The following is a 24,323-nucleotide window of genomic DNA, read 5'->3' as shown; positions in this document are numbered from 1 at the left end:
ACGTGTGGGAACTGGTCAAGGCCGGTGGCTGGCCGATGGTGCCGCTGCTGCTGTTGGGCGTACTGGCTTTGGCGATCATCCTGGAGCGTTTCTGGTCCCTGCGACGTACTGAAGTGCTGCCGCCCGGCCTCGGCCAGGAAGTGCGCAACTGGGCGGCGCGCGGCAAGCTCGACCCGGCCCACCTGCAGACCCTGCGGGCGAACTCGCCGCTGGGCGCGCTGCTGGCCGCTGCGCTGGAAGCACGCAACCGCCCGCGCGACCAGATCCGCGAGCGCATCGAAGACACCGGCCGCCACCTGGTGCACCGCATGGAGCGTTTCCTCAACGCGCTGGGCACCATCGCATCGGCCGGGCCGCTGCTGGGCCTGCTGGGCACGGTGATCGGCATGATCCAGATGTTCCTGGGCATCCTCGACCATGGCGTGGGTGATGTGAACCAGCTGGCCGGTGGTATCGGCAAGGCGCTGGTGTGCACCGCCACCGGCATGATCGTCGCCATTCCAGCACTGATGTTCCACCGCTACTTCAAGGGCCGTATCCACGGTTACGTGGTAGAGATGGAGCAGGAAGCCAGCGCGCTGCTGGATACGCTGGATGGCCGCCCCGGCGTGATGAACCCTGCTGCTGCCACGCGCCCGGCCGGCGCGGCCACGGCGAAGGCCTGATCGATGCGTATCGGCAACGACCGATCCCAGGATGAGCCGCATATCGACCTGGTGCCACTGATCGACGTCATCCTGGTGCTGATCATCTTCTTCGTGGTCACCACCACCTTCGATGCGCGCTCGACACTCCAGGTGGAGCTGCCTACGGCCAGCCAGCAGCCCAGCAACGAGCAGCCGCGCTCGTTGAGCGTGCTGATCAACGCCGAGGGCCGCTACTTCATCAATGACCAGGAAGTGCTGCGCAGCGACGTCGAGTCGGTCAAGCAGACCATCGCGGCCGTTGCCGGCAGCGACCGTACCCAGCCGGTGCTGTTGCGTGCCGATGCCCGCACGCCCTATCAGGCCGTGGTGACCGCGCAGGATGCGCTGGGTCAGCTCGGCTTCCGCCGTATTGCCATTGCAACAGCACCCGAGGTGCGTCCATGAGTTCCAAACACGCGCCGGTGTGGCCGATCTACAAACGTCTGCTGGGATACACCCGTGCCTACTGGGGCATGATGGTCGCCGCCGTCATCGCCATGGCGGTGGAGTCGGTAGCCGGCTACCACTTCACCAAGCTGATGGAGCCGCTGGTCAACCGTGGCTTCGTCAATCCCGAACCGAAAATGGCGGTGATCCTGCCGCTGACCATCCTTGGCCTGTTCCTGATGCGCAGCGCCGCCACCTGGGTGAGCGACTACGCGCTGGCCAAGACCGGTCGCAGCGTGGTGCGCGACCTGCGTGAACAGGTGCTGGCCAAGTACCTGCACCTGCCGTCCTCGCATTTCGATACCGAATCGACGCCGGTGATGGTCAGCCGCCTCAACTTCGATACCGAGCAGGTTACCCAGGCCAGCGCCGATGCGCTCAAGACCGTGGTTGCCGACACCCTGACCATCATCGCCATGCTGGCGGTGATGCTGCAGATGAGTGTCAAGGTGACCGTGGCCATGCTGGTGGTGGTGCCGATGATCGGCGTGATCGTGTCTTACGTGGGCAAGCGCTACCGGCGCATCAGCCGCGGTATCCAGGACGGCATGGGCACGATGGCGCAGACCGCCGAGCAGTCACTGGCGGCCCAGCAGGAAGTGAAGGTGCACGGCACCCAGCAGCATGAGATGTCGCGCTACTCGCGCCTGGCCAACCGCATGCTGGCGCTGAACATGAAGGTGGAAATCACCCGTGCCGGTGCCTCCAGCGTGGTCCAGTTCCTGGCCGCGCTGGCGCTGGCGGTGATCGTCTGGGTTTCGACCCGTGAAGCACTGGCAGGGCGCCTCAATGCCGGCCAGTTCATGGGCCTGATGATCTCGATGACGGCGATCATCCCGTCGCTGCGCCGCCTGACCAGCGTGCAGTCCTCGATCTCCCGCGGTGTGTCCGCCGCCGAGCGCCTGTTCGACATCCTCGACATGCCGGTCGAGCGCGACGAAGGCCGCAACACGGTGCAGCGCGTGCGTGGCGAACTGGCCTTCGAGCACGTCATGCTGCGTTACCGCGAAGACAGTGGCATCGCCCTGGACGACATCAGCTTCGTGGCCAAGCCGGGTACGGTCACCGCCATCGTTGGTCGATCCGGCAGCGGCAAGACCAGCCTGATCCGGCTGGTGCCGCGCTTCTACGAACCCAGCGGCGGGCGTATCACCCTCGACGGGGTGGCACTGGACGACTATCCGCTGGCCGACCTGCGTCGCCAGGTGGCGATGGTCGGGCAGAAGGTCATGTTGTTCGACGACACCATCGGCGCCAACATCGCCTATGGCATGGACGCGACCGATGAACAGATCCGAGCGGCAGCTGAAGCCGCGAATGCCTGGGAGTTCATCGCACGCATGCCGCAGCAGCTGCAGACCCCGGTGGGCGAGAACGGCGCGCTGCTGTCCGGTGGCCAGCGCCAGCGCCTGGCGATCGCCCGCGCGATCCTGCGCGACGCGCCGATCCTGATCCTCGATGAAGCCACCGCAGCGCTGGACAACGAGTCGGAGCGCCTGGTGCAGGACGCGCTGCAGCGATTGATGCCCGAGCGCACCACGCTGGTCATCGCGCATCGCCTGTCGACCATCGAGCATGCAGACCAGGTGCTGGTGATGGACCACGGTCGCATCGTCGAGCGCGGTACCCACAAAGAGCTGCTCACCATGGGTGGCCTGTACCAGCATCTGCACAGCATGCAGTTCCGCGAAAGGCAGGACTGATGGCCGGCAAGGGTACCCAGACCCCGCCGTACTGGTACGACGGCACCCCGGTTCCGTGGGCGATGCGCCTGCTGGCGCCGCTGTATGCCGGCGTCACCGCGCTGCGCCGGCGCGCCTATCGGCGTGGCTGGCGCAAGCGCTACACGCTGCCGGTGCCGGTCATCGTGGTTGGCAACATCACCGCCGGTGGAACTGGCAAGACGCCGCTGACCATCGCGCTGGTGGAGCGCCTGCGTGCCGCCGGTTGGAAGCCGGGCGTGGCCAGTCGTGGCTACGGCCGCGAAGATGCCGACAAGCCGCTGTGGGTAAAGGCCGATACGCCGACCGCCAAGGGTGGCGACGAGCCGGTGCTGATTGCCTGGAAGACCGGCGTGCCGGTGCGCGTGGACAGTGATCGTGTTGCAGCCGGCAAGGCGCTGATCGAGGCCGGCTGCGATGTGATCGTCTGCGACGACGGCCTGCAGCACTACCGGCTGGCACGCGACATCGAGATCGAGGTGGTCGATGCGCAGCGCCGCTACGGTAATGGCCGGATGATTCCGGCCGGGCCGCTGCGTGAGCCGGTCAGCCGCGCCAGCGAGTGCGATTTCCGCGTGGTCAACCTCGGCCAGGCCGATGAGGAGACTGCAGCACAGGCCTGCGGCTTCGGCCAGTGGCCGATGGCCCTGCACATCGACAGCGCACAACCGCTGGCCGGTGGCCGTGCCCGTCCGCTGTCGTATTTCAAGGGCCAGCGCGTGCACGCCGTGGCCGGCATCGCCCACCCGCAGCGCTTCTTCGACATGCTGCGCGCGCGTGGCATCGGCGTCGTGCCGCACGCCTTCGCTGACCATCAGGCCTATCAGCCGCAGGACCTGTCCTTTGGCAGCCAGCTGCCGGTGCTGATGACCGAAAAGGACGCGGTGAAATGCCGCGCGTTCGGCAATGACTGGTACTACGCGGTCCCGCTGCGCGCCGAGCTGCCTGCCGCATTCTGGGTGGCGCTGACCGACCGCCTGGACAAGCTGCGACCGAACTGAGTGGCGCGGCGGCGCTTGCATTCATGCGCCGCCGGCCGCATTCCCGTTGTAACGAGCCTGCCGAGTACCGCCCCATGACCGAATTCGTCGTCGCCATCCCGGCCCGCTATGCCGCCTCGCGGCTGCCGGGCAAGCCGCTGCGCCCGCTGGGCGGTGAGCCGCTGGTGCTGCACGTGGCACGTCGCGCACTGCAGGCCGGTGCCGGCGAGGTCTGGGTCGCTACCGACGATCAACGCATTGCCGACGCACTGTCCGGTCTGGCCGAAGTGAAGGTGGCGATGACCGCCACCTCGCATGCCTCCGGTACCGACCGCCTGGCCGAGTGCGCGCGCATCGCCGGCTGGGCCGATGACACCGTCGTGGTCAACCTGCAGGGCGACGAGCCGTTCGCACCGGCGGCGGGTATCCGCTCGGTGGCCCAGGCACTGGTTGAAGGCAATGCGCCGATGTCGACCCTCGCCACGACCGTCGAAGACGCGCATACCCTGTTCGACCCGAACGTGGTGAAGCTGGTGCGCAACGTGCGCAACGAGGCGATGTACTTCAGCCGCGCCCCGATCGCCTGGCACCGCGATGGCTTTGCACGCAGCCGTGACACGCTGCCGGCCGGTCACAACTGGCTGCGCCACATCGGCATCTACGGCTATCGCGCCGGTTTCCTGCAGCAGTTCGCGGCGATGCCGCCGGGCCAGCTGGAGCAGATCGAATCGCTGGAACAGCTGCGCGTGCTGGAAGCGGGTTTCCCGATCAGCGTGGCGATCTCGCCCGAACCGTTCCCGCCGGGCATCGACACGCCCGAGGACCTGGAACGCGCCGAAGCATTGCTGCAGACGCTGGCTGCCCGATGAAGCTGCTGGTCGTCTGCCTCGGCAACATCTGCCGTTCGCCGATGGCCGAAGGTGCGCTGCGCGCGCGCCTGGACGCCTCGCCGCTGGCTGGTCGGGTGCAGGTCGATTCGGCCGGCACCGGCGACTGGCATGTGGGCGAGCCACCGGACCGGCGAGCGATCGCCTGCGCGGCCGGGCATGACGTGGACATCGGCGGCCTGCGCGCGCGCCAGCTGCAGGTCGCGGATTTCGACCGTTTTGACTGGATCCTGTGTGCCGATGAGGCCAATCTGCGCGATGCCGGTCGCTTGGCCACACCCGCCCAGCGCGAACGCCTGGCGCTGTACCTGCCGTGGTCCGGCGGGCAGGGCAGGGGTGCGATCCCGGACCCGTACACCGGCGGCAGTGAGCATTTCGAACAGGTCTGGACATTGGTCGACGATGCTGCAAAACGTGCCGTGGCACGACTGTTGCATGACGCCGACTCCGGCATAATCGGGCCATGAACGTCCAGCCCGTCCCGGACCTGCCCGAGTTCGCCACCTGGCTCAATGCCACCCCCTGCACCCTGACCGAACTGCGCGGTCGGCCGGTGGCGCTGTTGTTCGTCAACGCGGCTTCCGCCTGGAGCGCGCAACGCCTGGCCGAGTTCGGCCAATGGCTGTCGCGCCACCCCGGCAAGCTGCAGCCGCTGGTGCTGCAGGTGCCGCGCTTCGATTTCGAACGCGAGGCCGGCGCCGCATTGAAGCTGCTGCGTCGCCAGGGCCTGACGATGCCGGTGCTGCTTGATGCCGACTGGGATGGCTGGCGCCGCTTCGGCATCACCGCCTGGCCGACCCTGGTGCTGCTGGATGCGCAGGGCCGCGAACAGCAACGGCTGGTCGGGCAGGGTGCACCCGGTGAGCTTGAGCGTGCCTTGAACGCGCTGTGCGAGGGCGCACCGTCGGCGCCGCCGCGCGGCGGCAGCGAACTGCATCCGGAACCGCGCCAGGCGCTGCGCTTCCCGCTGGGCCTGGCAGTCAGTACCGAACGCCTGTACATCGCCGACAGCGGCCATCACCGCATCCTCGAATGCAGCCACGGTGGCCGCATCCTGCGCCAGTTCGGGCTGGGCACCGCCGATTTCATGGACGGCAACCTCGCCGAAGCCGCGTTCCACCGCCCGCAGGCGCTGGTGCTGGAGCGCGATTCGCTGTACGTCGCCGACACCGGCAACCACGCGGTGCGCCGCATCAACCTGTTGACCGGGATCGTCGATACCCTGTGTGGCAACGGCCGTCCCGGTGCGCCGGTGGAAGGCCCGGTCGCGCAGGCGCGGCAGGTTGCGCTGGACCATCCGGTCGGCCTGGCCATCGCCGACAACCAGCTGCACATCGCGATGGCCGGCGACAACCGCATCTGGAGCTACCACCTGGGCCAGCGCAGCCTGCAATGGCGCGCCGGCAGTGGTTCCATCGACGAGCGTGATGGCAGCGGGCATCTGGCTGCCTTTGCCCAGCCGACTGCGCTGGCCGTGGTGCAGCAGGTGCTGTACGTGGCCGATGCGCTGGGTTCCTCGATCCGCGCGCTGCAGTTGCGCGGCGATCTGGTGCAGACCCTGGTTGGGCAGGGGCCGTGGCGTTTCGGCAGCGAAGACGGTCCGCGTTCGGACGCCAGCCTGCAGTTCCCACAGGCCATCGCGCTGAGTCCGGATGCGCCGCTGTTGTGGATTGCCGATACCGGCAACGGCCGCCTGCGCACGCTGCGCCTGGGCGGTGGCGAACTGACCACCCAGCCGTTGCCACGACGCCTGCATGGCCCGGCGGGGTTGGCGGTAGGCGCCGGTGCGGTGTGGATCGCCGAGACCGACGCCCATGCCGTGCTGCGATTCGACCCGGACAGCGGCGTGCTCAGCGAAGTCCCGATCAGCGAATGACCGACGTTCCCGCCCCGGCCTTCGATGGCAAGGCCTTCGCGGCCCAGCTCAGTACCGCCCCTGGCGTGTACCGCATGTACGCTGCCGACGACACGTTGCTGTACGTGGGCAAGGCGCGCGCGCTGCGCAACCGTGTCGGCAGCTATTTCAACGGCAGCCCGAAGAACGCGCGGATCATGTCGATGATCTCGCAGATCGCGCGCATGGACGTGACCGTGACGCGCTCGGAAGCCGAGGCGCTGCTGCTGGAAAACCAGCTGATCAAGTCGCTGTCGCCGCGCTACAACGTCTCGCTGCGCGACGACAAGACCTATCCGCATGTGCTGCTGACCCGCGAGGACTGGCCGCGTATCGCGCTGCATCGCGGCCCGCGCGCCATTCCCGGCCGCTATTTCGGGCCGTATCCCGGCGTCACCGCGGTGCGTGAAACGCTGAACCTGATGCACAAGCTGTTCAAGCTGCGCAGCTGCGAGGACAGCGTGTTCCGCAACCGCTCGCGGCCGTGCCTGCAGTACCAGATCGGTCGCTGCAGCGCGCCCTGCGTGGAGCTGGTGCCGGCGCCGGACTACGCCGAGTCGGTGCGTCGCGCCGCACTGTTCCTGGAAGGCAAGAGCGACGAGCTGACCCGCGAACTGGGCGAGCAGATGCAGGCCGCCAGCGAGGCACTGGAGTTCGAGCAGGCCGCGCGCCTGCGCGACCTGATCTCCTCGCTGCGCAGCATGCAGACCCGCCAGTACGTGGATGGCCGTGCCGCGGATCTGGACGTGCTGGCGGTGGCCATGCAGGGTTCGCAGGCCTGCGTGCTGCTGCTGGCCTTCCGCGATGGCCGCAACCTCGGTACCCGCCCGTTCTTCCCACGTACCAATGGCGAGGAGAGCCCGGAGGAAGTGCTGGCCGCGTTCGTCTCGCAGTACTACATCGAATTCGAGCCGCCGCGCGAGATCCTGCTGGACCGCGAGATTCCCGACGCCGACCTGCTGGTCGCCGCGCTGTCGGCCTCGGCCGAGCGCAAGGTGCAGCTGAAGTGGAACGTGCGCGGCGAACGCGCCGGCTATGTGGAACTGGCCAGCCGCAACGCGCAGCTGACCCTGGCGACCGAACTCAACAGCCGCAACGCGCAGCACGCGCGCAGCGATGCACTGCGCGACATGCTGGGCCTGGCCGAGCCGGTCAAGCGTGTTGAATGTTTCGATATCAGCCACACCATGGGTGAGGCCACCGTGGCCTCATGCGTGGTGTTCGACGCCGCCGGTCCGGTGCGCGCACAGTACCGCCGCTTCAACATCAGCGGCATCGAGCCGGGCGACGACTACGCCGCCATGCGCCAGGCCATCGACCGCCGTTTCCGCCGTGCGGTGGAAGAGCAGGGCGTGCTGCCGGACGTGCTGCTGATCGACGGCGGCGCCGGCCAGTTGGCCCAGGCCCAGGCCGCGCTGGCCGACCTGGGCGTGGAAGGCGTGTTGCTGGTGGGCGTGGCCAAGGGCGTGGAACGCCGCGCCGGCCACGAAGCGCTGGTGATGCCCGATGGCCGCGAGCTGCGCCCGGGCGCGGCCAATCCGGCGCTGCAGTTCATCCAGCAGGTGCGCGATGAGGCGCACCGCTTCGCCATCACCGGCCACCGCGGCCGCCGCCAGAAGGCGCGGATGACCAGCAAGCTGGAGGACATCCCTGGTATCGGGCCGCGCCGCCGCGCCAGCCTGCTCAAGCATTTCGGCGGCCTGGTGGGCCTGAAAGCCGCTGGTGAAGCGGAAATCGCCAAGGTGGAAGGCATCAATGATGCCCTCGCGGCACGTATCTACGCTAACCTGCACGGGTTGGCCACGCCTGATGCGGCCGAGTAGAGAGAGAAGCACGCAAGCATGAAGTTGACCCTGCCCACCTGGCTGACGTTGTTGCGGATCGTGATGATCCCGGTGCTGGTGCTGGTGTTCTACCTGCCCTGCACCTGGACCAACTTCGCTTCGGCGGCGATCTTCGGCCTGGCCGCGATCACCGATTGGCTCGATGGCTGGATCGCACGCCGTTACCAGCTGGAATCGGCCTTCGGCGCCTTCCTTGACCCGGTCGCGGACAAGCTGATGGTGGCGGTGGCGCTGTTCTTGATCGTGCAGGGTCACCCGACGCCGTGGATGGCGTTCTGGGCGGCGGTAATCGTTGGTCGTGAGATCGCGGTGTCGGCGCTGCGCGAATGGATGGCCGAGCTGGGCCAGCGCGCCAAGGTGCGCGTGGCGATGATCGGCAAGGTCAAGACCACGGCGCAGATGGTCGCGCTGCTCTGCCTGCTGTATTCGGTGGCACCGAACGTGCCGGTGGAAGACATCTGGATGGGCTGGCCGGTGTTCCACATCGGCGACTGGACCCTGGCGATCGCCGCGGTGCTGACCCTGTGGTCGGGCCTGCAGTACCTGCACGCCGCCTGGCCGAGCCTGCGTGATGACGAGCGCGCGGCGCGCGAGCGTGCGCGGCAGAAGAAGCTGGGCAACTGAGCCCCGGGGTCGGATCCCTTTCCGCAGGAAAGGGCTCTGACCCCATCGGTGCGTCTATCCACGCATGGCGTGCATCTACTGAGGTATGCCGTCTTCGACGTGTACATGCTCCATCGACGCGCATGTAAACCGTCCAATGAAGAGGGCTTCGCATTGCTCTGGGCACTTGGGCGTGAAGGTGCCCAAGCGTAGCGCCCAGTCGTACGCGCCTTCATTCAATGGATAGCAAGTCAGTACGCCTGTCAGGGAGTGCTTGGCCGCCCATGTCAGTCCCGACTCCCGGCTGACGAAGACACCTCCGGCGAAGCGCGCGCCTGCGCCGTGGAAGACCCAGATGCCATGGATTTCGGTGTTGATGCTCATCTCCTTGGTAGATCCACGCCATGCGTGGAATCAGCATTTCAGTGACTTCGTGAGGCCCCGGAAAAAGCGCTTGACGCCATCTCCAGAACAGGTAAAATTTCGCCTCCCAAGCGGGAATAGCTCAGTTGGTAGAGCGCAACCTTGCCAAGGTTGAGGTCGCGAGTTCGAGTCTCGTTTCCCGCTCCAGATTCAAGAAAAACGCTCCCGCGAGGGGGCGTTTTTCGTTATGGGCCATCAAAGTGCCCTGAGGTGATTTCGGCCGGGGTATGAGGGTTGCTCGATGTGGTGTCCCCAACATCCGGCCTGTCAGGCCGGTCGATCATCATCGCGCACCAGACTTGGTCCTTGGCTCGCGAGGCTTGGTGTCCTCCAGAAAAATTTTCATCCATGCATCCATGACGCTGAAGACATCAATGTCGAATTCTGGAATTTCAGGATTCTCATGCCACCAAATCAGGCCATCCGAATCACCATGGTTGTCGGCGTTTACTGCGACATAGTCTCCGCCGCCGTTTGAGAATACGGTGATCCAACCTGCTGCAAAGGAGTCGTCTGACTCGTCGACCAGTTCGGAGATCCGTGACTGGTCGCCAAGGCGTTGCGGGCCCATGGAGCGTGCAGGAAAGAAGGTATATCCGTCGTGCACTTCGCGATAGAAGTCCTGCAGTCTCCTGGGCAGATGCTTGAACTCGAAGGTCTCTGCGGCTTCACCTTCGACGGGCTTTCCCCCTACGTAGTAGTAGAGACCATCTCCGTCGTGAAAGATGTACGCCAATTCAACTTCATCACCTAGTAGCAGTGCTGTGCCCAGCAGGCAGTCGTTGAACAGTGCAATTGTCGATGGGAATTCATTGGAGAATGAGCTCCAGCCAGCAGGAAAGACCGGGGCGACGTCGGGCCTGAGTCCGAAGTTCTCCCAGCTTCTGGGCAATGCGACATCTTGAGGTACATCATCGAGTGAAAGACATACCTTGTGATGGGGGAATGTATTGCCAAGGTCCTTGGCAATGTCATCAAGCGTAGTCATGTAATTCTTCCTGCAGCGACCCGAAATAGTTTCCTGTAAACCAATCGTCCTGCTGATCGATAAATCCGGCTGTCTCGAAGTTTTGAATAAGCATCTGCTCGGCCTCTTGGCAGTGCACTCATTCCGAATGGCTTGTCGTACGTTGCTATGCTGGGCGGAAAGGGGCCATACAAATAGTCCGAAAAGACGCAGCAAATGCCCATGTTCGAATCTAATGTGACCAGGGCATTTCCGAGCGACGAGGAGGGGCCTGTCAGCCTTTGGAACAGTGCCAGTCCTCCGACGCAGATCGGTCGATGCCGGAGGGAATAGACCAGTTGGTAGAGCGCAACCTTGCAAGGTTGAGGTCGCGACTTCGAGTCTCGTTTCCTGCTGCAGATTCAAGAAAAGCGCTCCCGCAAGGGGGCGTTTTTCGTTTGCGTCCAACGCGCTTCATTGCCACTTCACCGTCGCTCCATCGCCCCACCACATGAAGGTTGGATGCTGCATCCTTCGTTCCAAGGGTGACGCCGCGATGCTTCATCAATCCTCCGCCTACGACCACGATGTGGTCATCGTCGGCGCCAGTTTCGCCGGTGCCGCCTGCGCGCTTGCCGCTGCCCAATACGGCCTGCGCGTCTGCGTACTCGAACGCAAGGCCGACCCTGGCGAGCGCCTGCACACCACCGGCATCGTGGTGAAGGAGGTGATGGAGCAGACCTGGCTGGGGCGAATGCCGGAACACCTGGTGCAACGCGTTGCCAATGTGCGTCTGTATGCGCCGAACCTGCGCAGCGTGCTGCTGGCAGCACCGGGCTATTACTTCCTCACCACCGATACGCCGAACCTGATGCGCTGGCTGGCCAGCGAGCTGCGCGCGAATGGTGTCGACCTTCGCCTGCAGCAGTCCTTCACCGGCGCCCATCGCAGTGGTGACGGCTGGCAGGTGGAAGGGGCAGGGCGGTGCGCCTACCTGGTCGGTGCCGATGGTGCACGCTCACGCGTTGCCCCGCGCACCGGGCTCGGCAAGGTGCCTGACAACCTCTACGGCGTGGAACGTGAGTTCGCCGGCCTCCAGTTGCCGCAGGGCGACGCACTCCATTGCTTCGTCAGCAAGCGCTTTGCACCGGGTTACATCGGGTGGGTCGCACAGAACCCGACCGGGCTGCAGGTCGGCTTGGCGCTGCGCCATGACCCGAACCAGGTGCGGCCGCCTGATATCGATGGCTTTCTTGAGCACGTGCGCGATGTGGTCGGCATTCCGCCTTCGGCGCGTCCCTCGGCCACCCGCGCAGGGCTGGTGCCCTGCGGCCGGCCGGATGGGCCGTTCACCGGCCAACGCGTGATCCTGACCGGCGACGCGGCGGGCATCGTCTCACCACTGTCCGCCGGAGGCATCCATTCCTCGTGGCGGCATGGCTGGGCAGTCGGCGAGGCGATTGCCCGCCATCTGCGTGGGCAAGGGCGGGAAGCGGAACGGGTGGCGCGGCAGGTGGCGCCGGCATTCCATGGCAAGCGCCTGCTGCGCTGGGCGATGGATCATCTGCAGGCCGACTGGCCGCTCAACGCACTGCTGCATACGGCGGCCACGCGGCGCATCGCTGAGCAGGTCTACTTCCACCGCCGTGGCCTACGCACGTGATGCGCAATTCGATGGCCATCTAATTCCATGATTCTGTATTTATTTACGTGAATACACATATAAGCAACAAAATTAGGGAATTAAATTCATTGGACAGGAGTGGTGTCGATTCTATAATTTGGGTGCCAACTGGCATGGGAAGAGGGTGGTGAGCGCTATGTTGGATTTGGGCTTCAGCAAGCCCGGCGAGGTCGTCAAGCGACTCTGCGAGCGCTTGCGCACAGAGCGCATGGCGTTGGGCATGACACAGTCGGATCTGGCCGGGCGTGCCGGCATTGGGACCAACACCGTGTCCAATCTGGAGGCCGGGCGCAATGTTGGCTTCGAGGCGGTGGTCCGCGTGGCGATGGTCCTTGGTCGGATCAACGAACTCGAAGCCCTGTTCCAGCCAAAGCTGGACAGCATCGAAGACATTCGGCGCTACGAAGAGGCCGCGAATCGCCTCCGGACGAAGAGGAAGCCCCGCAATGCCTGAGCAAGTGAATGTCTTCTACGAGGGGTGGGGAGAGCGATGGCTCTGGGGAACGCTGGTCTCCACCACCGCCCTGACCGGTCGCCCGCTGATCGCGTTCGAGTACAGCAACGAGGCCAGGCAAAGGGGGCTGGAGCTGTCTTCGTACAAGCTGCCGCTGGCCGGCCCTCCGTTGCGGCGGGATTTTCCGGACCATCAACTGCAACTGCCCGGGCCCGTGTATGACGCCTTGCCAGACGGCTGGGGCATGCTGCTGATGGACCGCATGTTCAGGCGCCGAAGGATCAGCACAGCACGCATCGGCCCGCTCCAGCGTTTGGCCTGCATCGGTGGCAACGCGATGGGGGCCATGACGTTTGAACCTGTGGCACCCGAGGGCGAGGCGCCGCAGGTCCACGTCCCGCTGGAGCAGCTTGCCGCCGAAGTGCAGGAGGTGCTCCGGGGAGAAGGTGGCGAATTTCTGCAGACCTTGCTGCTGGTGGGCGGCTCACCCCAAGGTGCAAGGCCCAAGGCACTTGTCTATCGCGATCCGCAGTTCGGTGGGTTCACCACGGCCGCCGAGCCAGGGTTCGAAGCCTGGCTGGTCAAGTTCCCGGCCAGAGAAGAGCATGCCGAGGTGTGCGCCATCGAAATGGTCTACGCCGAGTGCTTGCGCAGGTGCGGCATCGAGACCCCGGACACGCAGTACTTCAGCCTGCCCAATGGGCTGGCCGCGTTCGCCAGCAAGCGCTTTGATCGCCACGATGGGTTGCGTGTACCCATGCAGAGTCTTGCCGCATTCACGGGCGCCAACTACCAGACGGCGGGGTCCTTGGACTATGTCAACTTCCTGCGCGCGACCCAGCTGTGTACCAATGACGTGCGGCAAATGGCCGTGGCCTTCGCGCGTGCGGTCTTCAACGTCGCCTTCAACAACCGGGACGACCATCCGAAGAATTTTGCCTACATCATGTCGCCGGATGGGCAATGGCGCCTGGCCCCGGCCTACGACGTGACCTTCTGCGAAGGACCCAACGGATATCACCAGATGGACGTCATGGGGGAGGCACTGGCGATTTCCCGTGCTGACATGCTTCGGCTTGCCGAGGAAGCAGAAGTGCAGCAGGGTGACGCCAGTCTGGCGATTGACAGCATCTGCGAGGTGGCCAGCCAATTCACCGAAATCGCCAACGGCATGTATTCAAGCGTTATTGCTCAAGACACCTTGAGCATGATCCAAGGGCGTATCAACGAGAACGTGGCTCTGCTGCGGCAAGTCCGGCCTGGCCTGCGGACCTGAGGCCCGGGCGCAGGGGCCTGAACGCCCCCCTTCACTTCACCTGAAAATTCCTGTTGACGCCGTGCAGCAATATCGACACAATAGCGCTCCTTCGACGCAAGTCGAACGGAATCTGCGGGAATAGCTCAGTTGGTAGAGCGCAACCTTGCCAAGGTTGAGGTCGCGAGTTCGAGTCTCGTTTCCCGCTCCAGATTCAAGAAGAACGCTCCCGCAAGGGGGCGTTTTTCGTTTGTCACACCGGTTGCACCACCGCCGCGCTAGCGTGCCTTGCCGGGCAGGGCGCTGCACCAGGTCCGGGCATCCTGCCGGTGGAAACCGGGGCAGCGGTTGTCCTGTGGGATGTAGACGTAGGGAGCGTCATCTTCGTAGGTGAAGTGGTAGTAGTAGGTCCGGTCCTTCCCGTACAACCAGTAGTTCGACGAGCCCTGGTTGATGGCATACGGCTCGAACGTGAAGATTGAGGATTCGGCGGGAATGAAGTTGCTGCGCTCCATCAGTAGCAGCGTGGCGTTCGAGACCAGTGGGGTGGTCAGGACGAGCACGATCACACCGACAGTCGCTGTCGTGATCGAGCCAATCAGCAGCCAGCGGCGGGGACGTTTCACGGTCGGGCAGCATCGAAGCAAGACAATGCCGCAATGTGCAATACGCTGTGAAAGTCGTCCAGTGTTCCGTGCCGGGAACGCATTGAAAGCGTAGTGAAAGACTGGGTCGGCGTTGCCTGAACCGCACGCGTGCTGTGACCTTTTTCGGACCAATTCTCCATGTTCGCTCCACAATCGCACGGTAGCCTTCATGCTCCTTCTACACGTTGGCGGGCTGGTGGTCAGGCGTATCACTTCAGTGGCAGTGCCCAAGGCCGGGCACGGACTCTCCCTGCATGCAGTGCTGCGCCCTGGTGCGTTGTTGGCAAGCCTGGCCCTGGCCGGCTGCATGTCGGTGCCTGTTCCGGACCTGCCTGACCGCACGCCCAGCACCTGGACCCAGGTGCCGCAGGGCCAGGGCGTGGCAGTGGATGCCAGACAGTGGTGGAAAGTGCTGTCCGACCCGGCACTGGATGGCCTGGTCGACCAGGCCATCGCCGGCAATCTGGACCTGCAGCAGGCTACGCTGCGCCTGCAGGCCGTTCGGATCGTCGCCGGCACTTCCGACTCGCGTTTCCTGCCGGAGATCTCGGCCAGCGCCAAGCAGGTGCAGGACGCCGCCGCCGTCGATACCTACTTCCATGCCGGCATCGAAGCGATCTGGGACCTGGGCCTGTTCGGTGCCGCCGAGAGCGCGCAGTTGAGCGCGCAGGCTTCGGCCGGCAATGCCGAGGCGCTGCGCAATGCCGCGCAGGTGGCGGTGATTGCCGACGTGGTGCGCAGCTATCTGGACCTGACCGTTGCACAGGCCCAGCAGGACCTGCTGGCCCGCCAGCAATCGGTGGATGACCGCGGCGAGCACCTGGCCCTGGTCCGCCAGCGCCTGCGCCTGGATGAGCCTGGCGAACTGGATCGCCTGCGTGCACGCCAGGCCGCGACCCGCGCCGCCATCGCACAGGCCCGGGAAAACGCTGACAACGCGGCTCGCGCGCTGGCATTGCTGCTGGGCCGCGATGGCCCGGATCCAGCCTGGCGCGCCTATCGCACGCCGCCAAAGCTGGGTACGTTCTCGCTGCAGCAGGTGCCGGCGGATCTGCTGCGTCATCGCCCGCAGATCCTGTTGGCCGAAACGGAGGTGATGCAGGCGGCGGCCAGCAAGGGCTCCGCACGTGCCGCGATGTATCCGCGGGTCAGCCTAGGCGGCTCGATCCTGTACGCCTACAACCTCACCCAGAACGCGCGCTCCAATTCCGACTCCAGTCCCTCGATCGGCCCATACATCGATATCCCGCTGTGGGATTGGGGCCAGCGCCGCGCGCGCTTCAATGCCGATGAAAAGCAGCTGGATGCCGCGTTGCTCGGTTACCGCAAAGCGGTACTGGAAGGCGTGAGCGAAGTGGAAGGCGCGCTCGGCAGCCTGGCGCGGCAGGACAGCAGCATCCAGGCGCTGCGCGCGGCCGATGATGCCGCCGGCCAGCAGGTCAAGCGCCAGGCGCGGCAGGTGCAGTTGGGCCTGTCCAGCGAGTTCGATGGGCTCGACACGCAGCGTGCTGCACTCGCCTCGCAGGCCGACCTGATCGGTGCGCAGGGCGCACGCGTGCTCGCGTTTGCTTCGCTGTACCGCGCGCTTGGCGGTGCACCGCTGCCGGTCGAAGCCGAGGACGCGTCGCAATGATTGCGCTGGCCCGAAAGACCCTGGCCTATGAGTGGCGCCGGTTCCTGCCGGTAGTGCTGGCGATGTGCTTCGCTGGCGTGCTGCTGATCGTGCAGGCGGCGCTGGTGCTGGGTATCTTCGGTACCGCCGCGATCTACGTGAAGGCATCTTCGGCTGATATCTGGGCCGGTTTCCCCGGCACCCAGAGCGTGAACTACGGCCATGCAATCAGTGCGGATGTGGAAAGCCACCTGCGCATGGACCCGGATGTCACCCGCGTCGAACCCTACGAATGGGTCGATGGCGAATGGCGTTCCAGCGCGCAGGGTACCGGTAACGTGTCTGTGTATCTGTCCGGCATCTCCACCCAAGGCGACGCGATGATGTTCGCGCGCATCCTGCCCGCCGACCTGCGCGTGCAGCTGCGCGAACCCGGTGCGGTGATCGTCGATAGCGCCGATCTGGATACGCTGGGCGTGGACCTGCAGAACAACCGTGCGTGGATCAATGGCAAGGCAGTGCGCGTGGTCGCGGCACAACCGGGCCTGCGTGGCCTTGGTGGCGTCAACGTGCTGGCCTCGCTGGATACCGCGCGCGCCATCGCGGGTACCGATCCGCACGAGGGCAGTACCTATTTCGTGGCGGGCCTGCGTTCGCCGGACCTGGCCGACCGTGTGCGCGACCGCCTGGCCACGTCGATGGGGCAGGCCACGCCGGTCGAGTTCTGGACCGCACCGGAGTTCGCCAGCCGCTCGCAGCAATACTGGCTGTTCGATACCGGTGCCGGCATCGCAGTGTTGTTCATGGCCGTCATCGTCTGCTTCGTCGGCGCGGTGATCACCAACCAGTCGTTTGCTTCGGTGGTGGCCGGTTCGGTGCGCGAGTACGCCACGCTCAATGCACTCGGTGCCGGGCGCTATGCGCTGGCGCGGGTGGTGTTCGAGCAGGCGCTGCTGATCGGCGGCGTGGGCATGTTGCTGGCGGCGGCGTTCAGCACCGTGGTGTTGTTGATCGCACAGACCCAGCGCGTGCCGGTGCAGCTGACACCGATGGTGATCATCGGTTGCGTTGCACTGGTCGCGGTGATGGCCATGCTGTCGAGCATCATGGCGGTACGCAGTGTCGTCCGCTCCGATCCATCGTTGCTGTTGCGTTGAGGACCGGCCGATGACTTCCATACGCGCCGTCGCCCCGACCCTGCAGGCCGACGCACTTGAAAAGGGTTTCATGTCCGGCGATGTACAGGTGCCGGTGCTGCGTGGCCTGTCGCTGGACATCTATCCCGGTGAACTGACCCTGGTATCGGGCCCATCCGGTTGCGGCAAGAGCACGCTGCTGTCGTTGCTGTCTGGGTTGTCTGCGCCCGATGGCGGCCGCGTGCACGCGCTCGGGCAGGATGTGGGCCACATGACGCGCAGTGAAGTGGAGCGCTTCCGCCTGCACCATGTCGGCTTCGTGTTCCAGGGCTTCAATCTGTTCCCGGCACTGACCGCACTGGAACAGGTGCAGCTGCCGCTGGGCTATCGCGGCATGAGCAATCGCGAAAGCGAACCGCTGGCCCGCAAGGCATTGGACGAGGTGGGCCTCAGCCACCGCAGCCACATGCGACCGGCGCAGCTGTCCGGTGGTGAGAAGCAGCGCGTGGCCGTTGCGCGCGCCTTCGCCAAGTCGCCGACGCTGATCTTCGCCGACGAACCCACCAGCGCGCTGGACGCCGAGAACGGCCAGCGCGTGATCGACATCCTGCATCGCTACGCACGTGCGCACGGCGCCACCGTGTTGTGCGTGAGCCACGATCCGCGCCTGATCCGGCATGCCGATCGGGTGATCGCCATGGAAGACGGCATGGTCCGTGATGACCGCCGCCAGAACGAAACTGTAGAGTCCGCCCCATGACCAAGACGTTGCACCTGCTTCCCTTCAGCCTGGTACTGTCCGCGGCGGCGCTGCTCGGCGCCTGTTCCAAGGACGCGCCTGCCCAAGCACCTGCAGGTAAAGCCGGCACTGCCACCGCCGGAAAGGTCGCGGTGGCGCGCGGCATCATCGACGTCGAGGGTGGCCTGATCGCGCTGGCGCCGCCAGTGGATGGCTCGATCACCGCCGCGCCGGTGAAGGAGGGTGCCACGGTGAAGAAGGGACAGCTGCTGCTGTCGCTGGATGGCGCCCTGCTGCAGCAGGAAGTGGCGATGGCCACCGCCGATCTGGCCCTGGCCAACGACCGCCTGAAGGGCAGCCAGGCGCAGCTGCGCGAACTGGAGCGCAATGCGACTCGCCTGTCCACCGGCGCCAGCGAAGGCGTGTCGTCCAACCAGCAGGCCGATGCAGCCAAGCAGCAACTGGCCGGTGTGCGCGCCGATGTCGACGTGGCCGGTGCGCAGGTCGACATGGCCCAGCACAAGTTGGAGCACGCGAAACTGAAACTGCAGCAGATGTCGCTGAGCGCGCCGGAAGCCGGCACCGTGGTCGGCCAGGTGCCGGGCCTCGGCGCCTTCGTGCAGGCTGGCAAGCCGGCGATCTCGCTGCTGCCGGCACGCCCGCTGCAGGTGCGTGCAGAACTGAGCGCCGCCTATGCCGATGCCGTGCAAGTGGGCATGAAGGCCACCGTCGTGCCGGACAGCGATGGCGCTGAAAACACCGGCTCACTGCCACCCGCGCGCGTGGTGCGCATCAGTCCGGTGTTCGCGCAGGCACGCTTGCCCGAAGACGCGGGGCGTGGCGTGGCCAAGGTGGTGGAGTGTGTGCTGGAGTTCGACGGCGAGGCCAAGGCGCGCTTCGGCCAGCATGTGCGGGTGGAGTTCCGGAAGTAGGCGCTGGCCTCAGTTCCCGAGCCAGCGTCGCAGGCGAGGCCAGAGCGAGGCCGGCACAACCACGAGCAGTGCCAGCAGCAGGATGGCGCTCATGCCGAGCAGCCAGTTCGAATGGACGTCGCTCACGGGGGATTGATGCATGGCAGCCAAGCCCCATAGGACGTTCCACCCCAGCCATGGAATGAGGCTGATCAGGATCCGCAGCCACAGGCGGCGGAACCGCCATGGCTGCACAGCCAGGCCCAGCGCTGTCATTTCCACGAGGACGATCAGCGCGAACGTGATCACCGAGCCGATGGGATAGGGCAGTGTCCCGGACTCGGTGTGACGCAGTTGCCAGTAGTCTGGCTTGAAGCCGGCATGGATGAGCGCGCAGACGAGCAGCAGCCACACAACCAGTGCGAACTGCCAGAAGCCTCTTGATGCTGCAGGGGGCTGGAAAGAGGATTTCATCTACTGGGTCAGGTAGCCCTGCCGCTTCCAGAAGTTCATCGCGAACACATCATCTCTCGCGAAGTACGGGGCTTCTCCGCTCAGCAGGTCAGCATTCGCACTGCGCATTTCCCTCGCGCCACGCTTGTAGATACGCAGTGCGCCTGCCAGTTCAGCCCCTCCAACGGGATCCAGTTGAGCCGGAGAGTCCTCCAGATCCTGGTCGGCCTTGTAGCGGATTCGGACGCGCTCACTGCCATCCATGCAGGTTTCAACGTCGAAGTAATAGCTCTCGATCACGCTCGTGCCGTCAGGCTGATTCAGTTCGCGAGACAGGCGAAGTGTAGGTTCCACTGGATCTGGTCCCTGCTCCTGTTGGCGAAATGCCGCATGACAGTGACCGATCCAGAATCCGCAACGGTCATCATCGTCATAGTTGTCGTAGGGCTGGCAGATCTCCAGCGCAAGAAGATCCTTGATCTCGCTCGCTGGAATGATCTCCGCGGTCCAATGGCGGCTGGACGCCCCTTCCTGCAGAAGTTGCCAGGCTTTTAGGACGAGTGAAACGTGAGCGGGCGGGATCTCATGCGCTTCCACTCGCGCCCATTCGCTCTGGTCGCTATTGACATCACTGCAGATGTAATTCCAGAGACCCCAGCCAGTCTCGGGCCTTCGTCCCTTGAGGCGATCAATTATTCCGACAGATGTCTCAACCCGCTCCATGACGAAGCGTGCGGCGATATTCCTTGATGGGTCTTCCATCTGCATGATGTAAGAGGGGGCGCCAGCATCCTCGATGTCCGCTCGTACTTGAAGTGAGAGGCCGTCACGATGGAAATCATAGCCGCAGATATTCATCGGAAGCATGTCTTCGGCGCAGATCCGCAGGAAGTTGTCTGGACTGATAGTGCCGTCGCCAAACAGATTCACTGTGCATAGCAGCGGGTCCGGCGCTGACAGGCCCTCCGCACGGATGACGCTCTTTCCGGCAGTGAGCCTTTCCAGCATGGCTCCCGCGTCCAATGACCAGAAGCTGTCCGGATCCTCGGATTCGCGTGACAGACAGTCGGGTTCGATGATCTGCTCAATTCCGTCGTCAGTGATGGCTTCGTCGTCCATCCGACGCACGCAGTGAACCGAGCCATCGAATTGCATGGAGTAGTCGGTTTGAATGAGAACCGCTGCCTCGGTGTTCCCAACGACGTGCAGTTCCCCATGGTTGTAGTCGCCCCAGAACAGCTCGCGGACCCGTAGGTTGCCGCCTACGCGGATTTCCTGTCCGCCGACGATGGCATTGGTTGTCGTCAGGTCGCCCGAGACAAGCAGTCCGCATGCGCCGTCGGTTTCAAGGCTGTGAACATGGCGTGTGATCTCTGCATTGCCGCGAACCAGAATGAAACGGATGTACGCACCAAGATCCTCTTCCCGCCACGGGGCCAGCGGGTCGTCGAGATCCAGTGTGTCCAGCTTGAGATCGCCATCAACTAGGAGAACCAACTCATCGGGATCACCCCAGACGTAGTGCTCTGGTGCGTATGTTGAGTCCTGCGGTACCTCAGCCTTTATGTCGGCGTATCGGACGACCTGAAAGGGGCACTCCGGAGAAAGGTGAGCAACGATTTCCTCAGGTGTCGGTACGGGCGGTTGTCGCATGACGGCGACGAGTTCGCCATGCGACGCTTCACGGAAAAGCTGGAACTCGACAAGCTGGGCCAGTATCGAGAAGTGCACGGGTGCCTCAACCACCTGCAATGAGTCCAGTTGCGCAATGCCTCCCAAACCGAGTGCAGGGAAGAATCCGTAGCAATGTCCAACACCCAACAGACCATGCTTCAGCACTGCTGCATCGAACATTGGATGGCCGTCGTGGCCGATCAAGTCCAACCTCTCGTCAGCGAGCCGGAAGACAGAAGTTGCGCCTCCGCCGATATCACCCGGCGAGAATCTGCCCTCCGTCAATCGCCTGCAGAGGATTGAGCCGCTCAAGAGATCGATCTGGCCCGGACCGTACTGTGCATGCACGAAGTAGATGGTGCCGAACGCAGAGTAAGCGTAGGCGAGTGTGTCCTCTGGAGCGAGATCCGGATCGTGCCGTAGCACCAGCTCCATCACCATTGCGAGATCCTGCGGATGGCAGAGCTGGATTCGGCCGCTTCTGAAGACTGATCGGCCGTGTCGGATCAGAAGGTCGTGAAGTGCTGCTGGCAGTGCATTCTCGAGTGCGTCTGCTTCTGCGTTGCTGAGGGGTCGAGAAATCAGGTGATTCGACTGCTGCATGGACGGTCCTGGATCGACAGGAGGTCATTGCGGGCGTGTAGATAGGAACGTTGCCGGCGCTGTAGACCTCGGGTCAGGTACTGTCCGTCACCGATCTACTGCGAGGCCATACAACTAGTCTGAAAACTGCGGAACGGGCGGATGTGCCTTCAGCGTTCGGGGCTGAACGTCATTGGCTACTTTGATCCAGCACTGTTGGCAGGCGACCGCCGAAGTCTTCGCCACGCACTCAGCAGCGACACCACGCACAGTGCCAGCAGCAGCCCCACGTCCAACAGCAGCAACCACAGCAGGTGCATTCCCTGCACCGGTGGTTGGTGCATCGCCGACAGCAGCCATGGTACCGACCAGGCCAGCAGCAGCACGAAGGCGATCAGCAGGCGCAGCCACAGTCGCCCCAGTTTCCAGGGCTGCACGATCAGTGCAGCAACCACCAGTTCGACGGTGCTCAGCAGCGCGAACACGATCACGGTGCTGGTCGGGTAGGGCAGTGTCACGATCACGGTGCTGGTCGGGTAGGGCAGTGTGCCGCCTTCCAGGTGGCGCAGCAGCCAGTAGTCCGGCGTGAAGCCGGCATTGACCAGTGCGGCGATCAGCGCCAACCAGGTCAGTGCGACCAGCAGCCAGAACAGGCGGATGTAGCGCTCAGGCATGAGGGGCGTCCGGTGCAGGAAGTGCTGTGCCGCGTGATGCAAAGCGCAGGGTGGCGAAGATCGCGGCCAGCGCCAGCAGGCCAGGCCCGACAGTGAAGTACAGCAGGCGCAGCGGGTGGTTGTGCATCAGCGTCCAGGTCGCGAACGTCAGCGGAACCGCCAGCACCAACAGTTTGGCGAACAGCGGCCGCAGCACCGCAATCAGTGGCTGGGCGCCGAGGAACATATGGAACAGATAGAACTGGGCGATGCCAAGGCTGATGTCGCGATGGGAGGTGAAGCCGAAATGGTCGCGATACCAGTTCATTCCCAGTGGAATCAGTGCCCAGTACAGCAGGGCCACCAGCAGATGCAGCAGCAGGGCGATCAACAGGGGCTTGCCGCGAAGGAACATGGGCGCACGGGGTTGGGCGGGGCAGCGTACCCCAGTGCGGACGCCCATGACCGCATCGTGTGAAGACTGTTGACGGCGTGAAGGAATTTGGACACAATAGCGCTCCTTCGACGCAGGTCGAACGGAATCTGCGGGAATAGCTCAGTTGGTAGAGCGCAACCTTGCCAAGGTTGAGGTCGCGAGTTCGAGTCTCGTTTCCCGCTCCAGATTCTACAGGGCCCCGGTAGGGGCCTTGTTTTTCTCCCGCCACGGCAAGGCGGGGCACGTTGGGCCACAAGGCTTTACGCGCAGTCAGAAAAGTGAAATCGCTGGTGTGTGTTCCGGATTTCCGGTACCATGGCGGCTTATGCGGGAATAGCTCAGTTGGTAGAGCGCAACCTTGCCAAGGTTGAGGTCGCGAGTTCGAGTCTCGTTTCCCGCTCCATGTTCCGACAGGCCCCATCATGGGGTTTTGTCTTGTCAGGGCTCCGTTCCTGGCGCGCAGTACGTTGGCCTCATGGCAGAGTGGCTATGCACCGGATTGCAAATCCGTTTACAGCGGTTCGATTCCGCTTGAGGCCTCCAATTGAAAAGCCCTGACTCCCGTCGGGGCTTTTTTGTTTGTCTGGATGCCAGCTAACCTGCGTCCGGATCGATATCCGCTACAGCCTGGCCAGCGCCTGCACCGTGGCCTGGGTCAGTGGCTGGGGCAGCGCATCCAGCGCGAACCAGCCCAGCCCTGTCTGCACACCCGGCTCCTGGATGGAGGCCTCGGCACCGGCAGGTGCCCGAGCCTCGAAGATCGGCGCAACCCAGTGCTGCGCAAGTGTCGGCTCGAAATGATCGGCCACGCACAGCAGGCGCAGCAGCGTCACTTCCAACGCCGTCTCCTCGCGAGTTTCGCGGACCACGGCAGCCTCCACCGTTTCCATCCAGTCGACTTTGCCGCCGGGCAGGCCCCAGTGCCCGCGCTCCGGATCGCGTCCGCGCTGGATCAGCAGGATGCGGCCGTCGGCATCACGGACGACGGCGCCGCATCCAACGCGGGGAATCTGAAGTTCAGTCATGGCAGAGAATGAAGAAGGAGCCGTCTTCATTCTTGCATGCACGCCGTATCAGGCGAACCCGCGCTAGGCTGGGCACCTGTGCATCAGCATCCTCACAGGTGTGTCGCATGCTTCTCCGGCAACTCAGCGCTGACGACGCCGATATTCTCTGGCAAGCACGGTTGCAGGCCCTTCGCGAGTCGCCCGCGGCGTTCCTGTCCACGCTGGCCGAGGCGCAGGATGACTCGGCGGACGTGATGCGCGCCCAGCTTGCCGATCCCGGCACGCGCTACTTCGGCACGTTCGTTGACGGCATGCTGGTGGGCTTCCTGCGTTACGTACGCCCGGTGCGGATGGCGCGACGGCATACGGCGGAAGTGCACAGTGTCCATGTGGGTGCTGGCCATCGAGGCCAGGGTGTCGCCCGTCAGCTTCTTCTTGCCGCGTTCGCGGCTGCGCGCGCGGAAGGCATCGAATCGCTCACTCTCACGGTACTGGCGGACAACGCCGCCGCGCGCGCGCTGTATGAATCGCTGGGTTTCACCGAATCCGGCGTCGAGCCGCGCGCGGTGAAGCGCGACGGCCGCTATGTGGACATGGTGTCGTACTGGATTTCAGTGACCAGTCACCGACCATCGCCGGCACCTTGAAT

Annotated in this window: 25 protein-coding genes and 5 tRNA genes; 22 read left to right on the top strand and 8 right to left on the bottom strand. The window is 64.5% G+C overall.

Going from position 1 to position 24,323, the window contains the following annotated elements; genetic code table 11:
- The first annotated feature begins 2 nt into the window (after positions 1-2).
- The 9 genes from ACX9OT_RS10835 to pgsA all read left to right on the top strand — a co-directional run bounded on the left by ACX9OT_RS10835 (position 3) and on the right by pgsA (position 9,083).
- On the top strand, positions 3-665 hold the full coding sequence (locus ACX9OT_RS10835) for a MotA/TolQ/ExbB proton channel family protein (protein WP_019337175.1): 663 nt from the start codon (positions 3-5) through the stop codon (positions 663-665).
- Between the two features lie 3 nt (positions 666-668).
- Positions 669-1,091, top strand: a complete 423-nt coding sequence (locus ACX9OT_RS10830; RefSeq protein WP_189719754.1) for an ExbD/TolR family protein — start codon at positions 669-671, stop codon at positions 1,089-1,091.
- Positions 1,088-2,836 carry a lipid A export permease/ATP-binding protein MsbA gene (gene msbA / locus ACX9OT_RS10825; protein ID WP_032128904.1) on the top strand — a complete coding sequence of 583 codons (1,749 nt, stop codon included), beginning with the start codon at positions 1,088-1,090 and terminating at the stop codon, positions 2,834-2,836. Before ACX9OT_RS10830 ends, msbA begins: the two co-directional genes overlap by 4 nt.
- Complete coding sequence (lpxK, locus tag ACX9OT_RS10820) at positions 2,836-3,855, top strand: tetraacyldisaccharide 4'-kinase (RefSeq protein ID WP_049462675.1); 1,020 nt, start codon at positions 2,836-2,838, stop codon at positions 3,853-3,855. Before msbA ends, lpxK begins: the two co-directional genes overlap by 1 nt.
- 74 nt (positions 3,856-3,929) lie before the next feature.
- Positions 3,930-4,703 carry a 3-deoxy-manno-octulosonate cytidylyltransferase gene (gene kdsB / locus ACX9OT_RS10815; protein ID WP_317217843.1) on the top strand — a complete coding sequence of 258 codons (774 nt, stop codon included), beginning with the start codon at positions 3,930-3,932 and terminating at the stop codon, positions 4,701-4,703.
- Positions 4,700-5,188, top strand: coding sequence for a low molecular weight protein-tyrosine-phosphatase (locus tag ACX9OT_RS10810; RefSeq protein WP_180844471.1), 489 nt, complete (start codon positions 4,700-4,702; stop codon positions 5,186-5,188). The genes kdsB and ACX9OT_RS10810 overlap by 4 nt, the downstream gene beginning before the upstream one ends.
- Entirely contained in the window at positions 5,185-6,597 is a 1,413-nt protein-coding gene (locus ACX9OT_RS10805; RefSeq protein WP_423174066.1) for a hypothetical protein, read from the top strand. Before ACX9OT_RS10810 ends, ACX9OT_RS10805 begins: the two co-directional genes overlap by 4 nt.
- On the top strand, positions 6,594-8,438 hold the full coding sequence (uvrC, locus tag ACX9OT_RS10800) for an excinuclease ABC subunit UvrC (RefSeq protein ID WP_071228378.1): 1,845 nt from the start codon (positions 6,594-6,596) through the stop codon (positions 8,436-8,438). Before ACX9OT_RS10805 ends, uvrC begins: the two co-directional genes overlap by 4 nt.
- An 18-nt stretch (positions 8,439-8,456) precedes the next feature.
- On the top strand, positions 8,457-9,083 hold the full coding sequence (gene pgsA / locus ACX9OT_RS10795; RefSeq protein WP_459002033.1) for a CDP-diacylglycerol--glycerol-3-phosphate 3-phosphatidyltransferase: 627 nt from the start codon (positions 8,457-8,459) through the stop codon (positions 9,081-9,083).
- Positions 9,084-9,158: 75 nt separating this feature from the next.
- On the opposite strand, the gene ACX9OT_RS10790 is transcribed toward pgsA, so the two are convergent.
- Positions 9,159-9,446: a DUF7710 domain-containing protein gene (locus ACX9OT_RS10790; RefSeq protein WP_459002031.1), complete on the bottom strand. Its 288-nt coding sequence runs from the start codon at positions 9,444-9,446 to the stop codon at positions 9,159-9,161.
- Between the two features lie 110 nt (positions 9,447-9,556).
- Between ACX9OT_RS10790 and ACX9OT_RS10785 the strand changes: the two genes are divergently transcribed.
- Positions 9,557-9,632, top strand: a tRNA-Gly gene (locus tag ACX9OT_RS10785).
- Between the two features lie 136 nt (positions 9,633-9,768).
- Here ACX9OT_RS10785 and ACX9OT_RS10780 read toward each other — a convergent pair.
- Positions 9,769-10,473: a hypothetical protein gene (locus ACX9OT_RS10780; RefSeq protein WP_459002029.1), complete on the bottom strand. Its 705-nt coding sequence runs from the start codon at positions 10,471-10,473 to the stop codon at positions 9,769-9,771.
- 514 nt (positions 10,474-10,987) lie between these two features.
- Here ACX9OT_RS10780 and ACX9OT_RS10775 point away from each other — a divergent pair.
- The 4 genes from ACX9OT_RS10775 to ACX9OT_RS10760 all read left to right on the top strand — a co-directional run bounded on the left by ACX9OT_RS10775 (position 10,988) and on the right by ACX9OT_RS10760 (position 14,035).
- Positions 10,988-12,094 (top strand): NAD(P)/FAD-dependent oxidoreductase, encoded by a 1,107-nt coding sequence (locus tag ACX9OT_RS10775; protein ID WP_459002027.1) that lies wholly within the window; start codon positions 10,988-10,990, stop codon positions 12,092-12,094.
- A gap of 157 nt (positions 12,095-12,251) precedes the next feature.
- Positions 12,252-12,569 (top strand): helix-turn-helix domain-containing protein, encoded by a 318-nt coding sequence (locus ACX9OT_RS10770; protein WP_180844468.1) that lies wholly within the window; start codon positions 12,252-12,254, stop codon positions 12,567-12,569.
- Positions 12,562-13,845 (top strand): type II toxin-antitoxin system HipA family toxin, encoded by a 1,284-nt coding sequence (locus ACX9OT_RS10765; protein WP_459002026.1) that lies wholly within the window; start codon positions 12,562-12,564, stop codon positions 13,843-13,845. Before ACX9OT_RS10770 ends, ACX9OT_RS10765 begins: the two co-directional genes overlap by 8 nt.
- A 114-nt stretch (positions 13,846-13,959) precedes the next feature.
- Positions 13,960-14,035 (top strand) — tRNA-Gly (locus ACX9OT_RS10760).
- Positions 14,036-14,102: 67 nt separating this feature from the next.
- Here the strand turns inward: ACX9OT_RS10760 and ACX9OT_RS10755 are convergent.
- Positions 14,103-14,450 (bottom strand): hypothetical protein, encoded by a 348-nt coding sequence (locus ACX9OT_RS10755; protein WP_050509834.1) that lies wholly within the window; start codon positions 14,448-14,450, stop codon positions 14,103-14,105.
- A gap of 190 nt (positions 14,451-14,640) precedes the next feature.
- Here ACX9OT_RS10755 and ACX9OT_RS10750 point away from each other — a divergent pair, with 190 nt between their 5' ends.
- From ACX9OT_RS10750 to ACX9OT_RS10735, 4 genes are read left to right on the top strand one after another with little or no spacing between them, the layout of a single operon-like run.
- Complete coding sequence (locus ACX9OT_RS10750) at positions 14,641-16,104, top strand: efflux transporter outer membrane subunit (protein ID WP_459002024.1); 1,464 nt, start codon at positions 14,641-14,643, stop codon at positions 16,102-16,104.
- Positions 16,101-17,240 (top strand): ABC transporter permease, encoded by a 1,140-nt coding sequence (locus ACX9OT_RS10745; RefSeq protein ID WP_071228370.1) that lies wholly within the window; start codon positions 16,101-16,103, stop codon positions 17,238-17,240. Before ACX9OT_RS10750 ends, ACX9OT_RS10745 begins: the two co-directional genes overlap by 4 nt.
- 10 nt (positions 17,241-17,250) lie before the next feature.
- A complete protein-coding gene (locus tag ACX9OT_RS10740; RefSeq protein WP_032128913.1) occupies positions 17,251-17,979 on the top strand; it encodes an ABC transporter ATP-binding protein in 729 nt (242 codons plus the stop codon).
- The gene (locus tag ACX9OT_RS10735; RefSeq protein ID WP_071228369.1) at positions 17,976-18,890 is read left to right on the top strand and encodes an HlyD family secretion protein; all 915 of its coding nucleotides are present in this window, start codon (positions 17,976-17,978) and stop codon (positions 18,888-18,890) included. Before ACX9OT_RS10740 ends, ACX9OT_RS10735 begins: the two co-directional genes overlap by 4 nt.
- Positions 18,891-18,899: 9 nt before the next feature.
- Here ACX9OT_RS10735 and ACX9OT_RS10730 read toward each other — a convergent pair whose 3' ends face one another.
- The 4 genes from ACX9OT_RS10730 to ACX9OT_RS10715 form a co-directional block, all read right to left on the bottom strand.
- Entirely contained in the window at positions 18,900-19,343 is a 444-nt protein-coding gene (locus tag ACX9OT_RS10730; protein WP_459002020.1) for a hypothetical protein, read from the bottom strand.
- Positions 19,344-21,599: a T6SS immunity protein Tdi1 domain-containing protein gene (locus ACX9OT_RS10725; RefSeq protein ID WP_459002018.1), complete on the bottom strand. Its 2,256-nt coding sequence runs from the start codon at positions 21,597-21,599 to the stop codon at positions 19,344-19,346.
- Between the two features lie 176 nt (positions 21,600-21,775).
- Positions 21,776-22,252, bottom strand: a complete 477-nt coding sequence (locus tag ACX9OT_RS10720) for a hypothetical protein (RefSeq protein ID WP_459002016.1) — start codon at positions 22,250-22,252, stop codon at positions 21,776-21,778.
- The gene (locus ACX9OT_RS10715) at positions 22,245-22,646 is read right to left on the bottom strand and encodes a hypothetical protein (RefSeq protein ID WP_459002014.1); all 402 of its coding nucleotides are present in this window, start codon (positions 22,644-22,646) and stop codon (positions 22,245-22,247) included. Before ACX9OT_RS10715 ends, ACX9OT_RS10720 begins: the two co-directional genes overlap by 8 nt.
- Positions 22,647-22,776: 130 nt before the next feature.
- On the opposite strand from ACX9OT_RS10715, the gene ACX9OT_RS10710 reads away from it, so the two are divergent.
- The 3 genes from ACX9OT_RS10710 (at position 22,777) to ACX9OT_RS10700 (ending at position 23,210) form a co-directional block, all read left to right on the top strand.
- A tRNA-Gly gene (locus tag ACX9OT_RS10710) sits at positions 22,777-22,852 on the top strand.
- A 142-nt stretch (positions 22,853-22,994) separates the two neighbouring features.
- Positions 22,995-23,070 (top strand) — tRNA-Gly (locus ACX9OT_RS10705).
- A 66-nt stretch (positions 23,071-23,136) separates the two neighbouring features.
- Positions 23,137-23,210, top strand: a tRNA-Cys gene (locus ACX9OT_RS10700).
- Between the two features lie 77 nt (positions 23,211-23,287).
- Here the strand turns inward: ACX9OT_RS10700 and ACX9OT_RS10695 are convergent.
- Positions 23,288-23,692: an NUDIX hydrolase gene (locus tag ACX9OT_RS10695; protein WP_032128919.1), complete on the bottom strand. Its 405-nt coding sequence runs from the start codon at positions 23,690-23,692 to the stop codon at positions 23,288-23,290.
- Positions 23,693-23,799: 107 nt separating this feature from the next.
- On the opposite strand from ACX9OT_RS10695, the gene ACX9OT_RS10690 reads away from it, so the two are divergent.
- Entirely contained in the window at positions 23,800-24,321 is a 522-nt protein-coding gene (locus ACX9OT_RS10690; RefSeq protein ID WP_459002012.1) for a GNAT family N-acetyltransferase, read from the top strand.
- Positions 24,322-24,323: the final 2 nt, after the last annotated feature.

This window comes from Stenotrophomonas genospecies 3 (assembly GCF_054473855.1).
This window is presented reverse-complemented; position numbering and strand designations above follow the sequence as displayed.